The sequence below is a fragment of the bacterium genome, assembly GCA_021372515.1.
Classification (GTDB): Bacteria; Gemmatimonadota; Glassbacteria; order GWA2-58-10; family GWA2-58-10; genus JAJFUG01.
Map to the genome: position 1 here is coordinate 1 of JAJFUG010000116.1, position 18,190 is coordinate 18,190.

The 18,190-nt window shown below is 63.7% G+C and carries 8 protein-coding genes; 2 read left to right on the plus strand and 6 right to left on the minus strand.

Features of this window, described 5'->3' with window-relative positions:
* Positions 1–985 (plus strand): hypothetical protein (locus LLH00_11650; GenBank protein ID MCE5271920.1); only part of this gene is annotated, 985 nt, incomplete at its 5' end.
* A 34-nt stretch (positions 986–1,019) separates the two neighbouring features.
* Complete coding sequence (locus tag LLH00_11655; protein MCE5271921.1) at positions 1,020–3,287, plus strand: heparinase II/III-family protein; 2,268 nt, start codon at positions 1,020–1,022, stop codon at positions 3,285–3,287.
* Between the two features lie 127 nt (positions 3,288–3,414).
* On the opposite strand, the gene LLH00_11660 is transcribed toward LLH00_11655, so the two are convergent.
* Genes LLH00_11660 through LLH00_11685 form a run of 6 tightly spaced genes read right to left on the minus strand, consistent with a single transcriptional unit; the run spans position 3,415 to position 18,184 of the window.
* On the minus strand, positions 3,415–4,146 hold the full coding sequence (locus LLH00_11660; protein ID MCE5271922.1) for a hypothetical protein: 732 nt from the start codon (positions 4,144–4,146) through the stop codon (positions 3,415–3,417).
* A 2-nt stretch (positions 4,147–4,148) separates the two neighbouring features.
* Entirely contained in the window at positions 4,149–8,918 is a 4,770-nt protein-coding gene (locus LLH00_11665) for an efflux RND transporter permease subunit (protein MCE5271923.1), read from the minus strand.
* An 11-nt stretch (positions 8,919–8,929) separates the two neighbouring features.
* The gene (locus LLH00_11670; protein ID MCE5271924.1) at positions 8,930–12,091 is read right to left on the minus strand and encodes an efflux RND transporter permease subunit; all 3,162 of its coding nucleotides are present in this window, start codon (positions 12,089–12,091) and stop codon (positions 8,930–8,932) included.
* Positions 12,092–12,137: 46 nt separating this feature from the next.
* The gene (locus LLH00_11675; GenBank protein ID MCE5271925.1) at positions 12,138–13,190 is read right to left on the minus strand and encodes an efflux RND transporter periplasmic adaptor subunit; all 1,053 of its coding nucleotides are present in this window, start codon (positions 13,188–13,190) and stop codon (positions 12,138–12,140) included.
* A gap of 49 nt (positions 13,191–13,239) precedes the next feature.
* Positions 13,240–14,754 (minus strand): TolC family protein, encoded by a 1,515-nt coding sequence (locus LLH00_11680; protein ID MCE5271926.1) that lies wholly within the window; start codon positions 14,752–14,754, stop codon positions 13,240–13,242.
* A gap of 16 nt (positions 14,755–14,770) precedes the next feature.
* Complete coding sequence (locus LLH00_11685) at positions 14,771–18,184, minus strand: hypothetical protein (protein ID MCE5271927.1); 3,414 nt, start codon at positions 18,182–18,184, stop codon at positions 14,771–14,773.
* Positions 18,185–18,190 lie beyond the last annotated feature (6 nt).

The following is an 18,190-nucleotide window of genomic DNA, read 5'->3' on the forward strand; positions in this document are numbered from 1 at the left end:
CCCCGAGCAGCGCGAGAAAGCGGTGGAGTTCAGCGACCTGATGCTGCTTGGACGCAAGTCCAGGATCACCAGCCGTCCGGCCACGCTGGTCCCGGATGAGCAGTTGGCTGCCCTGGGCGGAATCTACGCCAAGCACCCCGAGAATATCAACGCCCGGGTGCACGAAATCCTCACCCCGGCGGCTAAAACCGGTGAGTACGTCAGCGCGGAAGACTGGCAGGCGCGGCGGGACAAATTGATTCAGGACTTGCGCGGGATAGTGCTGCGCAACATGCCGGTAAGCCCCAGGCCGCAGATGAAGCCCGGCGCGCCGGGTGCGCCGTACACGGTGGGCACCGAGCCGGGGATCAACGTGGCCATGATGTCCGATATCCCGCAGGGGGCGGACAAGGTGCGCTCGGTGGTGATCTATGTCGCCTCGCCCGGCGACACACCGGCCAACTCGCTCTGGTCGTTCATGAAACCGTTCCCCCTGCCGCAGGAGAATGTGGCCCTGCACATGCTCTACCCGCGTGGGATCGGGGTGGAATCCTGGGATGCCGAGCGGCTCAAGCGCTACGAGCGGGACGCTTTCATCCTGGGGCGCACCCTGGATGACATGCGCCTGTACGACATCCTCTGCGCGATCCAGCTCGCCCTGGAGGGGCCGGAGATGAAAGACTGCCGCGAGGTGACCCTGGTCGGCGAGGGCCGTCAGGCGATCCTGGCTGCCTGGGCCGCCCTGCTGGATGAGCGCGTGACCCGCGTGGTGCTGCACTCGCCCACGACCAGCCTGGCGGACGGCCCTTATTTCCTGACCGCGCTGCGTTTCACCGACCTGCCCGAGGTGCTGGCCGCCCTGGCCCCGCGGGTGGACCTGGTGTTCCTGACCCACGAGATTGATTCGTACGGTTTCACCCGCGGCATTTATTCGCTCATGGGGGTGCCGCAGAAATTCCGCCGCTGCATGTCCGTGACCCAGGCGCTCAACCTGCCCGTTCAATGAGGCCTGCCTGCAACCCGGTGGGGAGGGTCGGCACATGAAAAAGCTGCTGGCTGCATTCGCTTTGACTGCCCTGGGCGTGACAGCCGCGGCCCGGGCCCAGGAATGGAAAGCGCCGGACTGGCTGGGCGAGCTCAAGCCGCTCCAGTTCGAGTGCAAGGTACGGCTGGAAAGGCCGCGCCTATACGTGCGGCCGGAGGAGCTTTCCACCGTGCGCGCCCGGATCGGCTCCACCCATGCCGAGGCCTGGGCCGGTGTGCTGGGCAACCTGACGAACAAGAGCGCCAAGGAGCGCATGCTGGCTAACGCGTTCCACTATCTCGTGACCGGTCAGCAGGCCAGCGCCCGCACTGCCATCGCCGCGGCCCTGGAGCTGGCCGCCACCCCCAACGGGGATGATTGGGAGGCCACGCACAAGGTCTGGCCCGAGGCCGTGGTCTGGGACTGGTGCCACGACCAGTTCACCCGCGCCGAGCACGACAGCCTTCTGGCCGGAATCCGCGCCCAGCTCGCCCTGGCCGGGGGAGAGGACCTCGAGACCCAGCCGCCGCACGCCGGGCACCTGGTAAACCACATGGCGGATGCCCATATCCCGGCCGGACTGGCGTTCTACGATGAGGACCCTTCGATTTTCGAGCGGGCGGTCAATGTGGCCAAGACCCAGCTCGCCGCAAAGAGCGTTTTCTACCGCGAGGGCCTCTCCTCGCAGGGCACCTCCTACGGGGTGACCCACTACCAGGCTGACATGCGTATCCTGTGTGAGCTGTACAAGGGCACGGACCTCGATCTGTTCCCGCGGCTGCCGTTCATGGCCCAGGCCGGGCGCTACTGGGTCTACGCCCGCCGCCCGGACGGCCAGTTCCTGCGTAACGGCGATGACTGGCTGGACCACCGTCCCCAGAACTCACGCCGCGACCCGCGAGGGCGTCCAGAGGGGGCGTTCCCGTACTACGACACCGCGGAGGCCTGGACCAGCCCGGCCCTGTCCGAGATGCTGCTCTACGCCGCGGTGCGTTACGATGATCCGGTGCTGTTCAACGAATATCTGCTGGGCCGCGACCTCAACCGGGTCTGGACCGCGATCAGCGACATAATCTGGCGCGACCCGGAGCGCAAGGCCGCCGGGCCGCAGGAGTTGCCCACCGTGCGCTGGTCTGGCGGGGCGGCCGGCACGCTGCTGTTCCGCACCGGCTGGGGCGGCAGGGACGACGTGGTCGGCATGTTCAAGGTCATGCCGCTGTACGTGAAGAACCATGACCACCTGGACCGTCTTAGTTTCCAGATTTACTGCCGCGGCGCTCTGGCTATCGACTCGGGTGAGTACGAGGCCTCGCTCTCGGGTTACGATTCCGACCACTGGCTCCAGTACTACCAGCGCACAATCGCCCACAACTGCCTGCTGATCCGCGACCCGGACGAGAAAGTGGTCTACCGGGGCCGCCCGGTGCAGGCCGATGGCGGCATGCCCTACCCACGCGAGGGCGACAACCCGGAAAAACTGGAGAGTATCGCGGAGCCGGATTTCAATCTGGCCCGGGTGCTGGCCCACGCCGAGGATCCGGCAGGACAGTATGCCCTGGTCACCGGAGACGCCACCCGCGGTTATGGTCCCAAGGTCGAGCTGGTGCGTCGCACGTTCGTGTTCCTTAAAAACCGCCCCGGGGATGGCCCTGTGGCCAGTTTCATCGTCCACGACCGGGTGCGCTCCAGCGACCCCACGTTCCAGAAAGTGTTCCTCCTGCACAGTATCGAGGAGCCGGAGGTGGGCAAATTCACGGTCAGGGTGAAGCGCGGCGGAGACAGGTACAGCGGCTCCATGCTCTGTATGACCCTGCTTCCGGTCAATCCGCGTATTATCAAGGTCGGCGGGCCGGGGCATGAGTTCGAGGTCAACGGGGCAAACTACCCGATCGGGGAGAAAGAGGGGGATGTGGAGGCCGGGGCCTGGCGCGTGGAGGTGAGCGCCCCGGACACCTCGGCCGAGACCGAGTTCCTGCATCTGCTACTGGTCTATCCGGGAAGCGCGCAGCTCGGCGGCACAGGCGTGGCCTCAAAAGATAAGGGTTGGTTGACAGTGAGCCTCCCGGGTTGGAATGTAGCCCTGCGTGATGATTCGTTGTCCTCGAAGAAGTTGGAGTACAACAGCGACGGCTCCGACGTACGGCACCTTATCGCTGGACTGGAGCCGGGCGGTGCAGTGAGTGTGAGCCTGGAGGGCAAGCCGCTGACACAGGGAAAGGTGGGGGCGAACGGTTGTTTCATGTTCGAGTCCGGCCAGGGGACAGTGCGGGTGGAGTTGAAGTAGGGGATAGATCGATGTAGTTGAAAAACGACGCTGTAAAAAGCAGGGGCGGGTTTCGAACCCGCCCCTTTTCTTTGTATGGATCGATATAATTGCGTAAGGGCACGGCGCGCCTTGCCCCTGCTCGTTTTCAGCCCAGGAATTTCTCGCGCCGCTGTAGGTTGAGCAGGCCGTAGAGCAGGGCCGCCGCCGCGGCGCAGGCCAGGATCACCCGGTTGGTGAGCACGATATCGGCCCAGGCGGCCGGGTTGGCATCCCGCGGCAGGTCGTAGGGGTTGAGGAAGATGTTCCATTTCCAGTTGGAGATGGCCGAATCGGGCCGTCCGATCCAGAAAAAGAAGCTGATGATCGAGACCAGCACCGCCGTGCCGCTGCCGCTGCGCACCAGGGTCGAGATCATGAACGCCAGGCAGCCCAGGAACACCACCGGGAACATCACCTGCAGCACCATCGCGCCCAGGTTGAACCGCACCAGCACCAGCGAGGCCAGCCCCGCCAGCACCCACACTATCGCCGCGGTAAGCAGGAACACCAGGGCCAGGCGCAGCAGCCAGACCTTGTAGCGGTAGTTGGGGATGCCGAACAGTATCTCCAGCATGCGGCTGTCCAGGTCGTTCTGGATGCCGAACGTGCTGGGGTAGAACATCAGCAGCAGGCCCGGCACCAGCAGCAGTGGAAAGACATTGCTCGCCCCCGGGGTCGACTGGGCGTTGTAGAGGTTGATCCCGGTCACGGCCAGGAAAATGAAAACCGCGGCCCCCAGGAAATAGACGAACTTGCCGCCGAAAATGATTTTCAGGTTGTAGCGGACCAGCGAGCCGGCCAGCACGGCCCAGTTGTGTATGGTTCGACGCCAGGGCATGCTCAGCTCTCCTTGGGCGCGGCCGCACCCGTCTTTTTGGCCTTCATCTTTTTCTGCGCGCTCTCCGGGTCCCGTCCCAGCAGCCAGAGGTAGGCATCCTCCAGGGTGGGCTGGGCCTGGATCGCATCCGGGCGCGGCGACTGGTCGCTCAGGCAGCGCACCCGTATCTTGTCCTCCACGCGCATGTGGTGCACGATACGCAGGCTCTCGCGCGCGGCCTGGAACTCCTGCGGCTCCAGGTTGAACTGCCAGACATGCCCCTGGGCGGCGCGGGTCATGTCCTGCGGGTCGCCCAGGTAGTGCATGGCGCCGCGGTCCAGCACGGCCACCTTGTTGCAGGAGCTGGAGATGTCCTCGATGATGTGGGTCGAGAAGATCACGATCCGCTCGCGCGAAAGCTCGACTAACAGGTTCCTGAAACGGATGCGCTCGCGCGGGTCGAGGCCCGCGGTCGGCTCATCCACCACCAGGATACGCGGCAGGTGCAGCAAGGTCATGGCGATGCCGATACGCTGTTTCATGCCGCCCGAGAACGAGCCGATCCGGCGCTCGGCCTGCTCGGTCAGGTGCACCGCGCCCAGCACGTAGTCCACCCGCTTCAGCCGTTCCTCGCTGTCGTAGATACGCTTGAGGATCGCGATGTAGTCGAGGAACTCGCGGGCGCTCATGTTATCGTAGGTGCCGAATTCCTGCGGCAGGTAGCCGATCAGCCCCTGCAGCTCCTCGCGCTTCTCATCGTAGCTGATCCCGTTGATCCGCACCGTGCCGTAGCTCTGGTCCAGCACGCCGCAGACCACGCGCATCAGGGTGGTCTTGCCCGCGCCGTTCGGGCCCAGCAGGCCGAACATCCCGCTTTCTATCTCCAGCGAAACACTGTCCAGCGCCTTGAACGGGGTGCGCTTGCGGCCGATCACCGGGACCATGCGCACCAGACGGTAGAAATTCATGCGCAGCCAGACCAGATGGCCGCTCAGGCGCATGATGTTGATTTTCTGGCCGTACAGGCGGTCGGAGGCGGCCTTGACCGCCAGGCCCGCGTACCAGAGCGTGGCCACGAAAATTATCCCCGGCAGCTTGAAACCCATCTGGTGGTACGAGCCCAGGCAGAGCGCCGGCGGCAGCCAGAACAACACCAGGGCCAGGCGCCGGGCGAATTTCGAGCCCTCCTGCGCTCCGCCGCGTGAGCCGGCGCGGTAGTCCAGCCAGGCGCGCACCGGCTTGAGGCCCGACAGCAGAAACACTTGCAGGACCACGCTCAGCACCACGATCCAGAAATGGCTTTGCAAATAAAAGAACACGTAGTACACACCGAAGCCGAAAATGGGCAGTTGCCATTGCAGGCTGTCCAGGTCGCGCCAGGAGCGATAGACCCGGATCGGGCCGCGAAGCTGCTCCATGCGTTCGGCTTTTTTCCACTCCCGGACAAACCGCCCGTAGCTGTCGTAGACTTTCACCAGACGGCGGATGCCGATAGTGAGCGACGTGCCGCGCTCGATCACGTCCTCACGCGCCTGACGCAGGCTGCTCAGGGTAAACCATGTCACGCCCGGCACCGCGGTGGCGGCCAGGAACAGCCAGACCCCGCGCCAGAGCAGGCTGTCCACGCCCCACCAGATGAGCGCACACAGCCCGGCGAACACGAGCGCCTGCCCGATCTTCAGCCGCAGGCTCAGGGTGCGCAGCCAGGCCAGCATCGACTCCAGGCCCGAGTAGACCGTGGGGATGAACACCAGGGTGAACAGGGTGCTCAGGCTCAGGCCCCCGATCACCGTGATCGCGAACGGCGCACCCACCTGGGTCACGTACTCGGCCTTGCCCATGGCCAGCGGCAGCATGCCCACGATGGTGGTCGCCGCGGTGATGAGGATCGGACGCAGACGGGCCTGGCCGGCGGTCATCAGGGCGCGGCTGCGGCGAAACCCGCGCGAGCGAAGGATCTTTGTATAGTCGATCAGGATGATCCCGTTGTTCACCACCACGCCCAGCAGGATCAGGAACCCGACCATCGAGTTGGCGTTGTTCAGCGAGTTGCCGGTCAGGATCAGGCCCCAGAAAGCGCCGATAGTGGCCAGCGGGATGGTGAACAGGATCACCGGCGGCGCGGTCAGCGACTCGAAAGTCGAGGCCAGGATCATGTAGATCAGGATAAAGGCCGCGGCGATCAGGAAATAGAAATCCTTGTACTGGTTCTCCTCATGCTCCACCTGCAGGGCCACGCCCGGCGGCAGGGTCATCGAGGCCATCAACTGGTCGATGCCGTCGCGGGAGGCCTGGAGCAGGCTTTTCGAGTCGGTGATCTCATCCCGGAACGAGTAGCTCACCTCGACCCGGTTCTCCTGGTTCAGGCGGGTGATCTGAGACAGGTCGGAGGCGAACACGATCCGGCTGAGCTGCGACAGGTAGAACTCGCCGCCCGCGGAGGTGGAGATGCGCAGGTCCTCCAGGTCGCGGAAGGTGCGCTCTTTCTCGGGCTCATCCGTGCGGATCACGATGTCGTACTCGATGTCACCCTGCTTGAACATGGTGCCGCTGGTGACCTCTTTCTGGAACGAGGCCAGCTCGGTGGTCACGCTGGTCAGGGGGATCGAGTAGTAGCTCAGCAGACGGTGGTCCAGCAGGACATGCACTTCCGGACGGCTGCCCGACATGTTCTGGCGCGCCCGGCTGATACTCTCGTTGTGCTCCAGCACGTACTGCACGTCATCGGCCACCTTGCGCAGCAGGTCGAAATCGTTGCCCATGATCACAACCTTTTCCTGCTGGTTGCCGATTCCGAACAGCCGCTCGAACGAGGCCATCTGCCCGCCGCCCATACCGCCCGAGAAGCGAGTGCTGGAGGAGGGCTCGGTCAGGCTGACATCCCCGGTGCCGAAATTGTCGATCCGGCGCCCGACCTCGGAGCGGATCGCCTGGATGTCACGGTGGAAGGTTTTCTCGTAATCTTTCTTGAACTGCAGGGTCACTGTGGCCTCATCCTCGTAGACCGTGGTGACCCTGTCCTGGACCTCGGGGATGCTGTCCAGGCGGGACTCCAGCTTGGAGGCGGCCAGGTCGGTGGTCTCCAGGGTGGCCCCGCGCGGCATGGTCAGGTAAACAGTCAGCTCGCTCTGCTCGGCCTGTCGTGGCACATCCAGGCTCAGGCCCATGCAGATCACGATGCTGGCGAAGAACACCAGCGCCGTGCCCAGGATCGTGGGCACCGGGTAGCGCATGCCGGTCTTGAGCAGAAGGGTGTAAATCTGCACGGCCCGGTTTTTCTGCGAGACCCGGTTGAACGAGATGGGTTTGGTCTTGCGGTCCAGCAGGGCGTGGGCCAGCATGGGGACCAGCAGCAGGGCCACCACCAGCGAGACCAGCAGGGTGGAGACTATCGACACCCCCACGTTGCGCCCGATCAACCGGATCATGAAATCATCGGCGAAAACGAACGGCAGGAACACGGTGATCGTGGTCAGGGTGGAGGCCACAATCGAGCGCCAGACCTCGCGCGTGCCCTGGGTCACGGCGATGTCCCGTCCTTTGCCCAGGGAAACCAGTCGATAGATGTTCTCCAGCACGACCACGCTGTTGTCCAGGAGCATGCCCACAGCCAGGGCCATGCCCACCAGGGTCAGGCTGTTGAGCGAGATATGGTAGCCGTAGAAGAAATTGAACGCGGTCAGGATCGAGACCGGGATGGCCAGCAGCACCACGGTCACCAGGCGCAGGTTACGCATGAAAAACCAGAGGATCAGCACCGAGAGCAGGCCGCCGGTCAGGGCCAGGTTGAGGATCAGGTCCAGGTTTTTCTGCATGTCCTCGCCGGTGTCGCTCTGGATCACGATCTGGACATCCTGCGAGGCCAGGCTGCGGTTGAGCTCGTCCACCTTGGCGCGCACGGCGCGCGACAGGGCGATCAGGTTCACGTTGGCATCCCGCACCAGTTGCAGCGTGATCGCATCCTTACCGTTGACCCGGCTGACCGTGGTCTGGTCTTTCAGCCCGAAAGTGATGTCCGCTATGTCGCCCAGCAGCACCGGACCCTTGGCGTCCACTACGAGCTGCTCCAGCTTGAGCACCTTGTCGTAGTCCGACTGCAGGTTGACGAAATAGACCCGGTCGCCATCATAGGCCCGCCCGACAAAGGTCTTGTCCAGGTTGCCGGCGGCGATCAGGCTGCGCACCCGCCCGGGAGACATGTTGTAGGCCTCGGCCGCCTCGGGGGCGAGTGAAATCTCCACGGTCTCGCTGCGGCCGCCGGTGACATCCACGTTGGCCACGCCCTCGATGCTGGAAAACTCACGCTGGATCTTCTCGTCGATCAGCGCGCGCAGACGCTCCAGCCCGCCCGAGCCGCGCACCTGAAGGCGCATGAACATGTTGGACAGCCGCTCGGTGTCCACCTTGAGCACGCTGACCTGGAACTCCTCGGGCAGCGAGGAGGTGAGCGCCTCCACCCGCTCCTGGAGGTCGAGGTAGGCCAGGTTCATGTCCACGCCGCGGTCGAAATAGGCGAAGATGGTGCCGCTGCGCTGGTCGATGCGCGACTCCAGCTTGTTCAGCCCGGCCATCGAGCCGGCCGCCCCCTCCAGCGGGACCACCCCCTTGCGCTCCAGGTACTCCGGGTTGACCTCGTAGCGCGAGCTTACGCGCACGATCAGGAACGGCAGGTCCACATCCGGCATGATCTCCAGGGGCAGGTTGCGGTAGGAGATCACGCCCAGCAGGCATGTCCCGATGAACAGCATCGAGACCAGGACTTTACGGCGTACGATGGTTTCTATCAGGCCCATGATTCGTTATCTCAGTAAGAGTGGTCGGCCCGTCCGGGGAACAATGCCTCCACCAGACGGTCGAACACCAGATAGACACAGGGAATGACCACCAGGGTCAGGGCGGTGGAGGTCACCATGCCGCCGATCACGGCCAGGGCCATGGGTGCGCGCAGCGATGCGCCTTCGCCGAACCCGAAGGTGAGCGGCAGCAGGGCCAGGATCGTGGTCAGGCTGGTCATCAGGATCGGCCGGATACGCCGGCGCCCGGCCTCGAGGATCGCCTCGTGACGGGCCAGGCCCTCGCGCCTTAGCTGTCCGATGGCGTCCACCAGGATGATCGCGTTGTTCACCGCGATCCCGGCCAGCATGATTATTCCGATGTAGGCCATGATGTTGAGCGGACGGCCCAGAATGAGGAAAATGCCGAGCGCCCCCACAAAGGCCAGCGGGATGGAGAGCACGATGGTGAACGGCTGGACCAGGGACTCGAACTGCGAGGCCAGCACCCTGTAGACCAGGATCAGCGACAGCCACAGGGCGAACTTGAGGCTGGCGAACGATTCCTGGCGGTCGCGTTCCTCGCCGGTCAGGCGCCAGGAGTACTCGGGCGGGAAATCCACCCCGGCCAGGGAGGCGCGGATACTCTCGGCCGCCCGGTCGATGGTCGTGCGGGAGGAAAGGTGCGCGCTCACCGTGCCGCAGCGCTCCTGGTCCTCGCGGTAGATCGCCACCGGGGCCATCTCCTGGCGCACATCCGCCACCTCGTACAGGCTGATCTTGTTGTTGCCCTGGGTCACCTGGATCATGTCCAGCGAGTTCACGCTGGCCTGCGGCAGCTTCACCGTGATGTTGCGCTCCTCGCCACCGGTCTCCCAGGTGCCGGCATCCGCCCCGGAGAGGATATTCTTCAGGCGGGTGCTCACGCTCTGCACGCCGATGTCGTAGAGGCCGGCGCGGATACGGTCCAGGACGATCTCGATCTCCGGGCGGCCCTGGTCGAAATTGGTCTGGAGGTTCTCCAGCCCGTCGATGGCCGCCAGCTTGTCCCGGGCCTGGAATGTCAGCTCTTTCAGACGGTCGAGGTCCTCGCCCCGGATCTCCAGCACCACCGGGGCCTGCTCGCTGCCCGTGCCCATCTGGAGCGTGGTCTGCTCCTGGTAGACCCGGGCCTCCAGGTCCGGAATCTGGCCGAGCATCGAGGAGGTGCGGGCCATGGCCTGCTCGGTGGTCAGGCTGCTGTCACGGTTCAGGAAGACCCGGATCGTGGCCGTGTTCTCGTCCTCGAACTCCTCCGAGATGTCGCCCTCGGTGTCGCGCCACTTGCCCGAGATGCTGTAGAGCGAGCGCAGAGAGCCACCCAGCAGCTCGTGAATCTGTTTCTCGATGCCGTTCACCGTACCGGCGGTGCGGTAGAGCTCGGTGCCCTCGGGCAGGTGCAGGTCGACAGTGTAATCGCCCAGGTCGGTGCGGGGGATGAACTCGCTCTTGAGCTTGGGTATGAAAGCGGCGGTCAGGGCGATCAGGGCCAGCGCCGCGCCGATCACGCTCCAGGGACGCGCCACCAGGCCCGACAGGAGCCGTGGGTAGCCCGAGAACTGCAAGGCCCGCGAATCGTAATCCTCCGGCCGTCCCTTGCGTCCCAGCAGGCGGGTGGCCAGCATGGGCATCACCAGGATCGCCACCACCAGAGAGGAAAGCAGCGAAAAGGCCACGGTCCAGGCCTGGTCCTTGAACAGCTCGCCGGAGAACCCTTGCAGGTAGACAATGGGCAGGAACACCACCACGGTCGTGACCGTACTGGCGATAATCGCCCCGCCCACCTGGCTCGTGCCCAGGACCGCTGCCTCGCGCAGACTGCGGCCCTCGTCCAGGTGGCGCGAGATGTTCTCCATCACCACGATGGCGTTGTCCACCAGCATGCCCGCCCCAAGGGCCAGTCCTCCCAGGGTCATCAGGTTGAGGGTCAGGCCGTTGAAATACATCAGGTTGAACGTGGCCACAATCGAGATCGGGATGGCCAGGCTGATGATGAGCGTAGCCCCGACCCGGCGCAGGAACACGAATAGCACTATCACGGCCAGCAGGATGCCGTACAGGGCGCTCTGCTCCAACTCATCCACCGAGCCGCTGATGAACTGGCCGCTGTTCTCGATCACGGTCAGCTCGTAGCCGGGCAATGCCTGGCGCAGGGTCTTCAGGGCCGTGTTGAACTGCTCCACCGCCTTGACCGTGTTGAAGCGGGTCTCCTTGTACACGGCCAGGGCCATCGCCCGCTTGCCGTCCAGGTACACGATGTTGTCCGGTTTCTTGGCCGCCAGGGTGATAGTGGCGATGTCCTTGAGCAGAACGGGGGTGCGCTGGTCCGTGACCGAGGTGCTTCCCCCCGCGGCGGCTCCCGCTGCGGGGGAGGCAGTGCTCCCGCTGCCGCTGCTTGCCGTGGATTCATCCTTCCAGGCCAGGACCACGTTGCCGATGTCGTCCAGCGAGGTGAACTCGCTCACGCCCTTGATCACGTACTTGGTGCCCATCTCCACCAGCGAGCCGCCCGAGATCGAGCGGTTGTACTCGCCGATCTTGGAGGCGACATCGCTCTGGGTCAGATTGTGGGCCTGCAGAAGGTAGTCGTCGGTCTGGACCTGGACCTCTTTTTCCTCCTGTCCCAGGAGTTTCACATCCGCTATACCCTCCAGGCGCACCAGCTCGTTGCGGATGTAGTTCTCGGCCACCCTCCGCAGCTCGTCCATGTCGTCGATCTGCGGGTTGCTCAGCCCGACCACGATCACGGGCGTTGCGTTAGGGTCCTGGCGCGAGACCGTGAGCTCGTCGATCTCGGTGTTCTGCTTCAGGTCGCCCAGGGATTTCTGCACGGACAGAAAGGCCTCGTCCATGTCCGTGCCCCAGGCGTACTCCACGGTGACACGGGCGAAACCGACCCGGCAGACCGAGGAAACGTGCACCGCGCCTTTCTGGCGGCTGGCCAGGGCCTCGGCGTCCTTGACGAACTGGCGCTCCATCTCCTCGGGCGGGCGCTCGCCGGAGGTGATTTCCACGTATATCTTCGGGCTCTGCATCTCGGGGTAGAGGTCCATACCCAGACGGGTGAACGAGATGTAGCCCAGGAGCAGGACCCCCAGGACGAGCATCAGGATCGTGACCGGGTAATCCACCGAAAACTGCACTATCTTCTTCATCCTGAACACCTGGCTTGTGTGCTGGAATTTACGGCCCGGGGGCCGCTCACTGGGTGATTTTCACCCTGGAACCGTCGCGCAGCGTCTCGAACCCCTTGACCACCAGGCGGTCCTGAGGGTCAAGGCCCTCGGTGACCTGCACCTGGTCCGGGTTCTCCAGGCCCAGGGTGATCCGGCGCTCCTGGGCGATCCCGCGGTTGACCACGTAGAGGATGCGCCGGTTGCCGCGCGTGAGGATGATGTCCTTGTCGATCACCACGGCGCTGTCGGCGCGGGCGGTCACGATCTCGGCCTTGACGAACATGCCGGGACGCAGGACCTGCTCCGGGTTGTCGATCTGGAGGCTGGCCTGGAAAGCCCGGGTGTCGCTTGCCAGGGCCGGGGAGACCTCGGTCACGCGGCCGTCGAGCACCTTGTCCGGGATGGAGTAGTTCATCACCCGCGCGTTCTGCCCGGTCTGGATCTTGCCCAGCAGCTTGCCCGGCAGGCTGACATCCAGGTTCAGGCGGCTGTAGTCCATCACCCGGAACAGGGTTGTGTTCTGGTTGACTTTCACCCCGCGGGTGAAATATGGCAGCTCCACAATCAGCCCGTCGAACGGGGCTTTCACCTTGAGCTTGGCCAGTTGCATCTGTGCGTTTTCAAAACTGTAGCGCGAGTCGATGGCGGTCTGCTCGGCAGTCTTGAGGTCGCGCTCGGTCACGCCGCCTTTCTCGAAAATCGACTTCTGCTTTTCAAACTCCCGCTGGGCGCTCTCCATGGCCATTTTCTTGACTTCGATCCGGATATCGTTCTCCTGCTCCGGGTTGTCCAGGAAGACCACGATCTGGTCTTTTCTAACCCGGTCGCCCAGAGCGAACTCCTTGCCGGTGGACGAGTTGATTCCCAGGCGGTAGAAACCGGCGGTCTCGCTGACCATGCTGGCGTCACCGTCGGCGTTGACTGTCCCGGTGGCGATCACGAACTCCTCGATGGGCTTTTTCGCCACCTCTTCCACCGAAACCGGTATCTCCACGTCCGACTGGCTCGTCGAGGGCTGGCTCCCGCAGGCCGCCGCCAGCAGCACGAGCCAGGGTAAGGCCCGGAATGCAGTTTTCACTTTTCGCTCCTTATATGGTTTCAGCAGTCTTTCACTTCGTATGCCGAAGTTATTTCTTGTCGCCGTCTCCGAGCGGATCGGTCTCGATATCGTTCAGCACAGAGTGGTTCTTTTCGAAATCGTACAGCGACTCGATCTTCAGGTTCAGCAGGGCCAGGCGGTAGTCGATCAGGGCCTGGACCCGTGCGATCTTTTTCTGCGACAGCTGGTTCTGGCTCAGGTTCAGGTCCATGCTGGTCAGGTCGCCGTTCTTGTAGCGTTCCAGGTCGATCTCATAGGTGAGCTGGGCGTTTTTCACCCCCAGCTCGGCCAGGTCGATCTGGGTGGCCGAGTTCTGCAGCGAACGGTAGGCCTCGCGCACCCCGATGGTGATGTTGTTGCGCTGGTTGTCCGACGAGAGCCGGGTCTTGCGGATCGAGGCCATCGAGGCCTTGACCCGGTGGTTTTTCTCGCCCCAGTCCCAGAGCGGGATGTCGAACTGGAGACTCACCCCCTGGTTTCGTGTGGGCTTGTCGTACATGTTGGAGAACGACTCGTCGTTGCCCTTGATGCCGTAGTTGACCGTCATGTCGCCGCGGAATTCGTTCTGGGCCTCGGTCTCGGTCAGGTCGAATTTGGCGTTCTCGATGTCGATGTCGCGCTGGCGCAGTTCCATGCGGCTGGTCAGGCCGTGGTCCAGCGCCTTTTTCAGGTCCACCTCGACCGGCTGCCAGGTGACATCCGCCTCCACCGTGATCTCCTCATCCAGCGGGATGCCGATCAGGAGCTTGAAACGGTCGAGGTTGTTGGCCAGCTGCATCTCGCCGCTCTGCACGGTGGAACGGCTGCTGGACAGGTCAACCTCGGCCTGGTACAGCTCCTGGCGCGCGGCCAGGCCGCCCTCGACCTTGTTGCGGATGATGTCGTAGCTGGCCTGACGGTTGGCCAGTTCCTCGCGGGCGATCTCCAGGCTCAGCTTGCTCTCGTAGACATTGTAGAAAGCCTGGGTCACCTGGCGCTCTATGCTCAGCCGCTGCACGCCGTAGGCCAGGCGGGTGGTCTCCAGGCTCAGCTCCAGACGGCGGGTGGCCAGCTTGGTGCGGTTGTAGGTGAACAGAGGCTGGGTGTAGCTGAGCAGCAGGTTGTTGGTGTAGCTCTTGTTGCGCACCTCGTTGTAATCGCTGATCGAGTTCTGCCAGTTCAGGGTGTTGGTCAGTTTCAACGTGCCGTCGGTCTGGATCAGCGGCTGGCTGATCGTGAACCGGGAGGAGGTGCTCTTCGAGTCGTTGCTGCTCCAGACCGAGAACATCGGGTTGAAAGTCTTGTCCCTGGAGTAGGTGATCGGGTTCAGGGTCAGGCTGAACTGGCTCTTGAGCGCGGCCTGCTGGGCGCGTAGCAGCTCGCTGGAGCGCTCCAGGTCGAGCTTGGTGCTCAGGATGTCGGGACTGTTCCCGAACGCGGTCTCCAGGGCCGTGTCCAGGGTCAGTGTGGTGGCCGCCCGGCCCGGCGACCAGAGCACGCTCAGGGTGCACAGGCAGGCCAGGGCGCACCCCGCGGCGCGTTGCAGTCTTGTCGGGGAGTTCATCTTTCGGCTCGCTTTCTCATTTGTGCTCCACCCATTTCACGGCGTCCGCGTACACGATCCGTCCCTTGCTCTGGTCGGACAGCTCCACCACGGCGTCGCCCTGCGAGAAATACCAGTCCTTCAACAGCACCCAGCCGGTGTTTTCCGCGCTGGCGTCGATCTCCACTTCTTCCGTCCCGTCATCGTGATGCACGCTGAAATGGAAGTCATCCACGAGGACGAAATTGCCGGCTCCGCCGGGGCCGCGACGCATCCAGGGCACGTCGAACACCGTGATGTACACGAACACGTCGTACTGGCCGCTCTTGGGCAGCTTGGCGGTCCAGGAGACCTTGTTGTCGCCCGAGCCGGCCTTTATGTAGCTGGCGCTGTGACGGTAGAGGCCGTAGAAATCGGAATTGGCCGTGGCGGTCCACTGGGCGGGTGGATTCCAGAACCAGATCCCGGCGTACTCGTCCTTGGTTTTCTGCCCGTTGCGCGAAAACAGCTTTTTCAGGCGTCCCTCGCTGGCCCGCTGCTCGATCTTGAACCCCGGGTCCTCGTTGTCCACCACGATTGTCCCCGGCTCCTCCAGGCTCAGCGGCCCCTGGATTTCCTCGACCCCCTCGAACGGCGCGGCCTTGTGGTCCTCGACCGGCTCGCCCAGGTGAAGGTTCACCTCGGCCGGGATGTTGAGCGAGACGAAAGTGTTGACCCGCATGTTGCCCGGGGCCTCATCCACCAGCAGCGAGATTTTCCGCGCCGCTCCGGCCGGGATCGCGTAGAGGTGTTTCTCCTCGGAGGAGCTGTTGTCCGGTCCGGGCCGGAACCCGGGGCCGCCCCGCGGACGGCTGGCATCCACCTGGATCAGACCCTCGCCGTCACCCGTGTTCTGCACCTTGAAACTGAGCTGGTAGCGGGTCTGGTTGTCCTGCAGCACCTCGCGGCAGTCGCTGCCGGCGAACAGGAACGCCGGCATGCTTTTCGAGTTAAGCCAGGCATCCATCCGGCTGTCCAGGTCGATCTCGAACCGGGCTTTCAGGCTGTCCAAGAGCACCGCAGTGGGCAGGACCTGGTGACGGAATTTATTGAGCTGGCTGTGCAGGAACTCCTGGAACGGTTTCTGCCCCAGGCGGGCCTCCACCAGGCCGAACAGGATCTGGCTCTTGGAGGAGAGCACCCCCAGGCGCAGGACAGCGTCCTCCGGGTCGGCCAGGACCTCGGAAAGGGACTGCTTGGCCAGCAGGAGGTTCGCCTCCTCCTCCACCGAGATGCCCAGCATCATCCGGCGGAACGGGTTGGTGTCCGTGTTCAGGAGCGACAGCAGGTACTGCTCGAAAGCCAGGTTGAAAACCACGTGGTCTTTAGAGGAAAGCCGCCCCGGGAAACCATAGAACTGCGGGAACTGGTTGAACGTCTGCGTCTCCGAGCCCGAGCCGAAGACCGACATGGCCAGGCGTTGCAGCGAGATATTGCCGCCGGAGGAGCGGCGGAACGCCCGCATGAACATCCCGCGTTGGTTGCCGCCGCCGAAATTGCTCGAAAGGATCATGTTCAGGCTGTTGCGGGCGGCGTCCTCGGGCGATTCGCTCTGTCCCCGCCGGGACATGCTCTGGCTGCGCCAGTAGTTCATGGACCGGAAATCCATCCCTTCCATCAGGAGTCCCTTTTCGGGCAGGAGGGCCTGCTCGGGCTGGATGGACTCGTTGGCGCTGAGCCAGGGACGGTTGTAGTCGCAGAACTGGAGCGGGGTCTCGACCAGGGTGAACCTGGGGAACGGATAATCCAGACCCAGCTTGTTTTCCAGGTCGTTCTTGAATTTCTTCAGCTCTTCGGGAAGCTTGGCGCCCAGCTCTTTGAACTGGCTGGAAAAGAAATCATGCCCGCGCAGGATAAAAATACTGTAGCTCAGGCTATCCGTGGAGATCGACAGGCAATCGTAGCGTCCCGCGGTCACATTGAAACGTGGCAGGGGCTCCTCGGGGCTGAAACGGTACTTGCCGCCGCCCAGGCTGTCGCGCGCGCCGGGCGCGGTGGCGTTGAGGCCAGCCGCAGTGGTCAGGCTCAGGCTGAAAGCGGTGAAGTCCTGGTAGTCATCCGTGGGCAGGCCGGGTCCGGCGGGCAGGCCGGACGTGGGATACCAGCCGTCCTCCGGGGTGAGCAGAAGGTAGTCCGGCTGCACGAAAGCATAAGCTTTGCCCAGGCAGAAGAAAACCGGCCGGTTCGGGCTGTAGCGGACCGAGTCCGGGATGTCCAGGTAGCAGGCCTGCTGGTCCGGCGCGCCCTCGTAGGCAATCCGCAGTGAGTCCACCGCGCCCGGGGCCAGCGCCTGGGACGGGTGGATGAGCAGCAGGTGCAGCTCACGCTCGAACGGAATATCCGCTCCGTTGCGGGTTACGCTTTTAACCGTGAACCCGGGGTTCAGGCTCAGCCGGTACTGGTCCAGCGGACTGTCGTTGCGATTGGTCAGGCTCAGGGCCGCGCTGGCGGACAGGCCAGTCCCGCGGTGCTCCAGTTCGAGCCTGTCCCCGGTCACACAGACACGGGGCTGGGAAGCGTACTTGTCGTTCATGGCCAGCATGCGGCTGCGCAGGAGGCTGCCGCTGCGGAAATTGTTCACATAGGCCAGGGCCAGGCTCAGCGCGCCGGCCACGCAGAGCGCCGCACCGGCCGCGCACAGGATACTGACAATGCGGGTCTGCGGAAGACGGCGCAGGAGCAGGGCGGTGACAAGCACCAGGGCCAGGCCGCTCAACAGGTAGAACCCACGCTGCATCAACACCAGGGATATATCTCCCAGGCCGGTGAAATCGGACCAGGCCAGCGGCAGGTTGAAAGCGGTGTAGTCGAACAGCCTGAACGCGTTGTCCTGCAGGAAAAACATCACCGCGGCGATGTAACCCAGCAGCAGTACGAACACCAGGGCCTGGCTGCGCACAAGGATCATCAGCAGGAAAGTCAGGCCGAAGATGAACACCAGGGTGGGCAGGCTTATAATGAGTGGATAGAACACATAGGCCTGCCAGATGAACGGGGCCTCGGCGAAAAACAGATTGAACACCGCGGCCTCGGCCAGCACTGCGCCGTTGAGCAGCATGAAAACGGCCAGCACGCCCAGGACCTTGCCCAGCACGTAGGAGGCGTTGGTCATCGAGCGCATGTAGATCACATCCGTGGTGTCCAGCTTACGGTCGAACTTGAGGAAATCCGAGGCCAGGAAAATGGCCACCACCGCCTGCAGGATGTTCAGGAACAGCAGGTCGGCGTAGGGTATGCCGCCCGCCATGCCGTAGAACATCCAGCGGGCCGAGCGCTCGAAGCAGAACATGAAGAAATCGAACAGGCCGATCAGGATCATGAACAGCAGGGCGAAGATGCGGAAAAACCAGCTCCGCCACAGGATTTTGGCCTCGAAACGGGCCACGGCCAGAATGGCTTGGATGAGTGTCATTGTCGC

Excerpts from the sequence above, each read along its gene's own strand:
- LLH00_11655 (MCE5271921.1), top strand. The coding sequence starts at position 1,020 with ATGAAAAAGCTGCTGGCTGCATTCGCTTTGACTGCCCTGGGCGTGACA.
- LLH00_11660 (MCE5271922.1), bottom strand. The coding sequence starts at position 4,146 with ATGCCCTGGCGTCGAACCATACACAACTGGGCCGTGCTGGCCGGCTCG.
- LLH00_11665 (MCE5271923.1), bottom strand. The coding sequence starts at position 8,918 with ATGGGCCTGATAGAAACCATCGTACGCCGTAAAGTCCTGGTCTCGATG.
- LLH00_11670 (MCE5271924.1), bottom strand. The coding sequence starts at position 12,091 with ATGAAGAAGATAGTGCAGTTTTCGGTGGATTACCCGGTCACGATCCTG.
- LLH00_11680 (MCE5271926.1), bottom strand. The coding sequence starts at position 14,754 with ATGAACTCCCCGACAAGACTGCAACGCGCCGCGGGGTGCGCCCTGGCC.
- LLH00_11685 (MCE5271927.1), bottom strand. The coding sequence starts at position 18,184 with ATGACACTCATCCAAGCCATTCTGGCCGTGGCCCGTTTCGAGGCCAAA.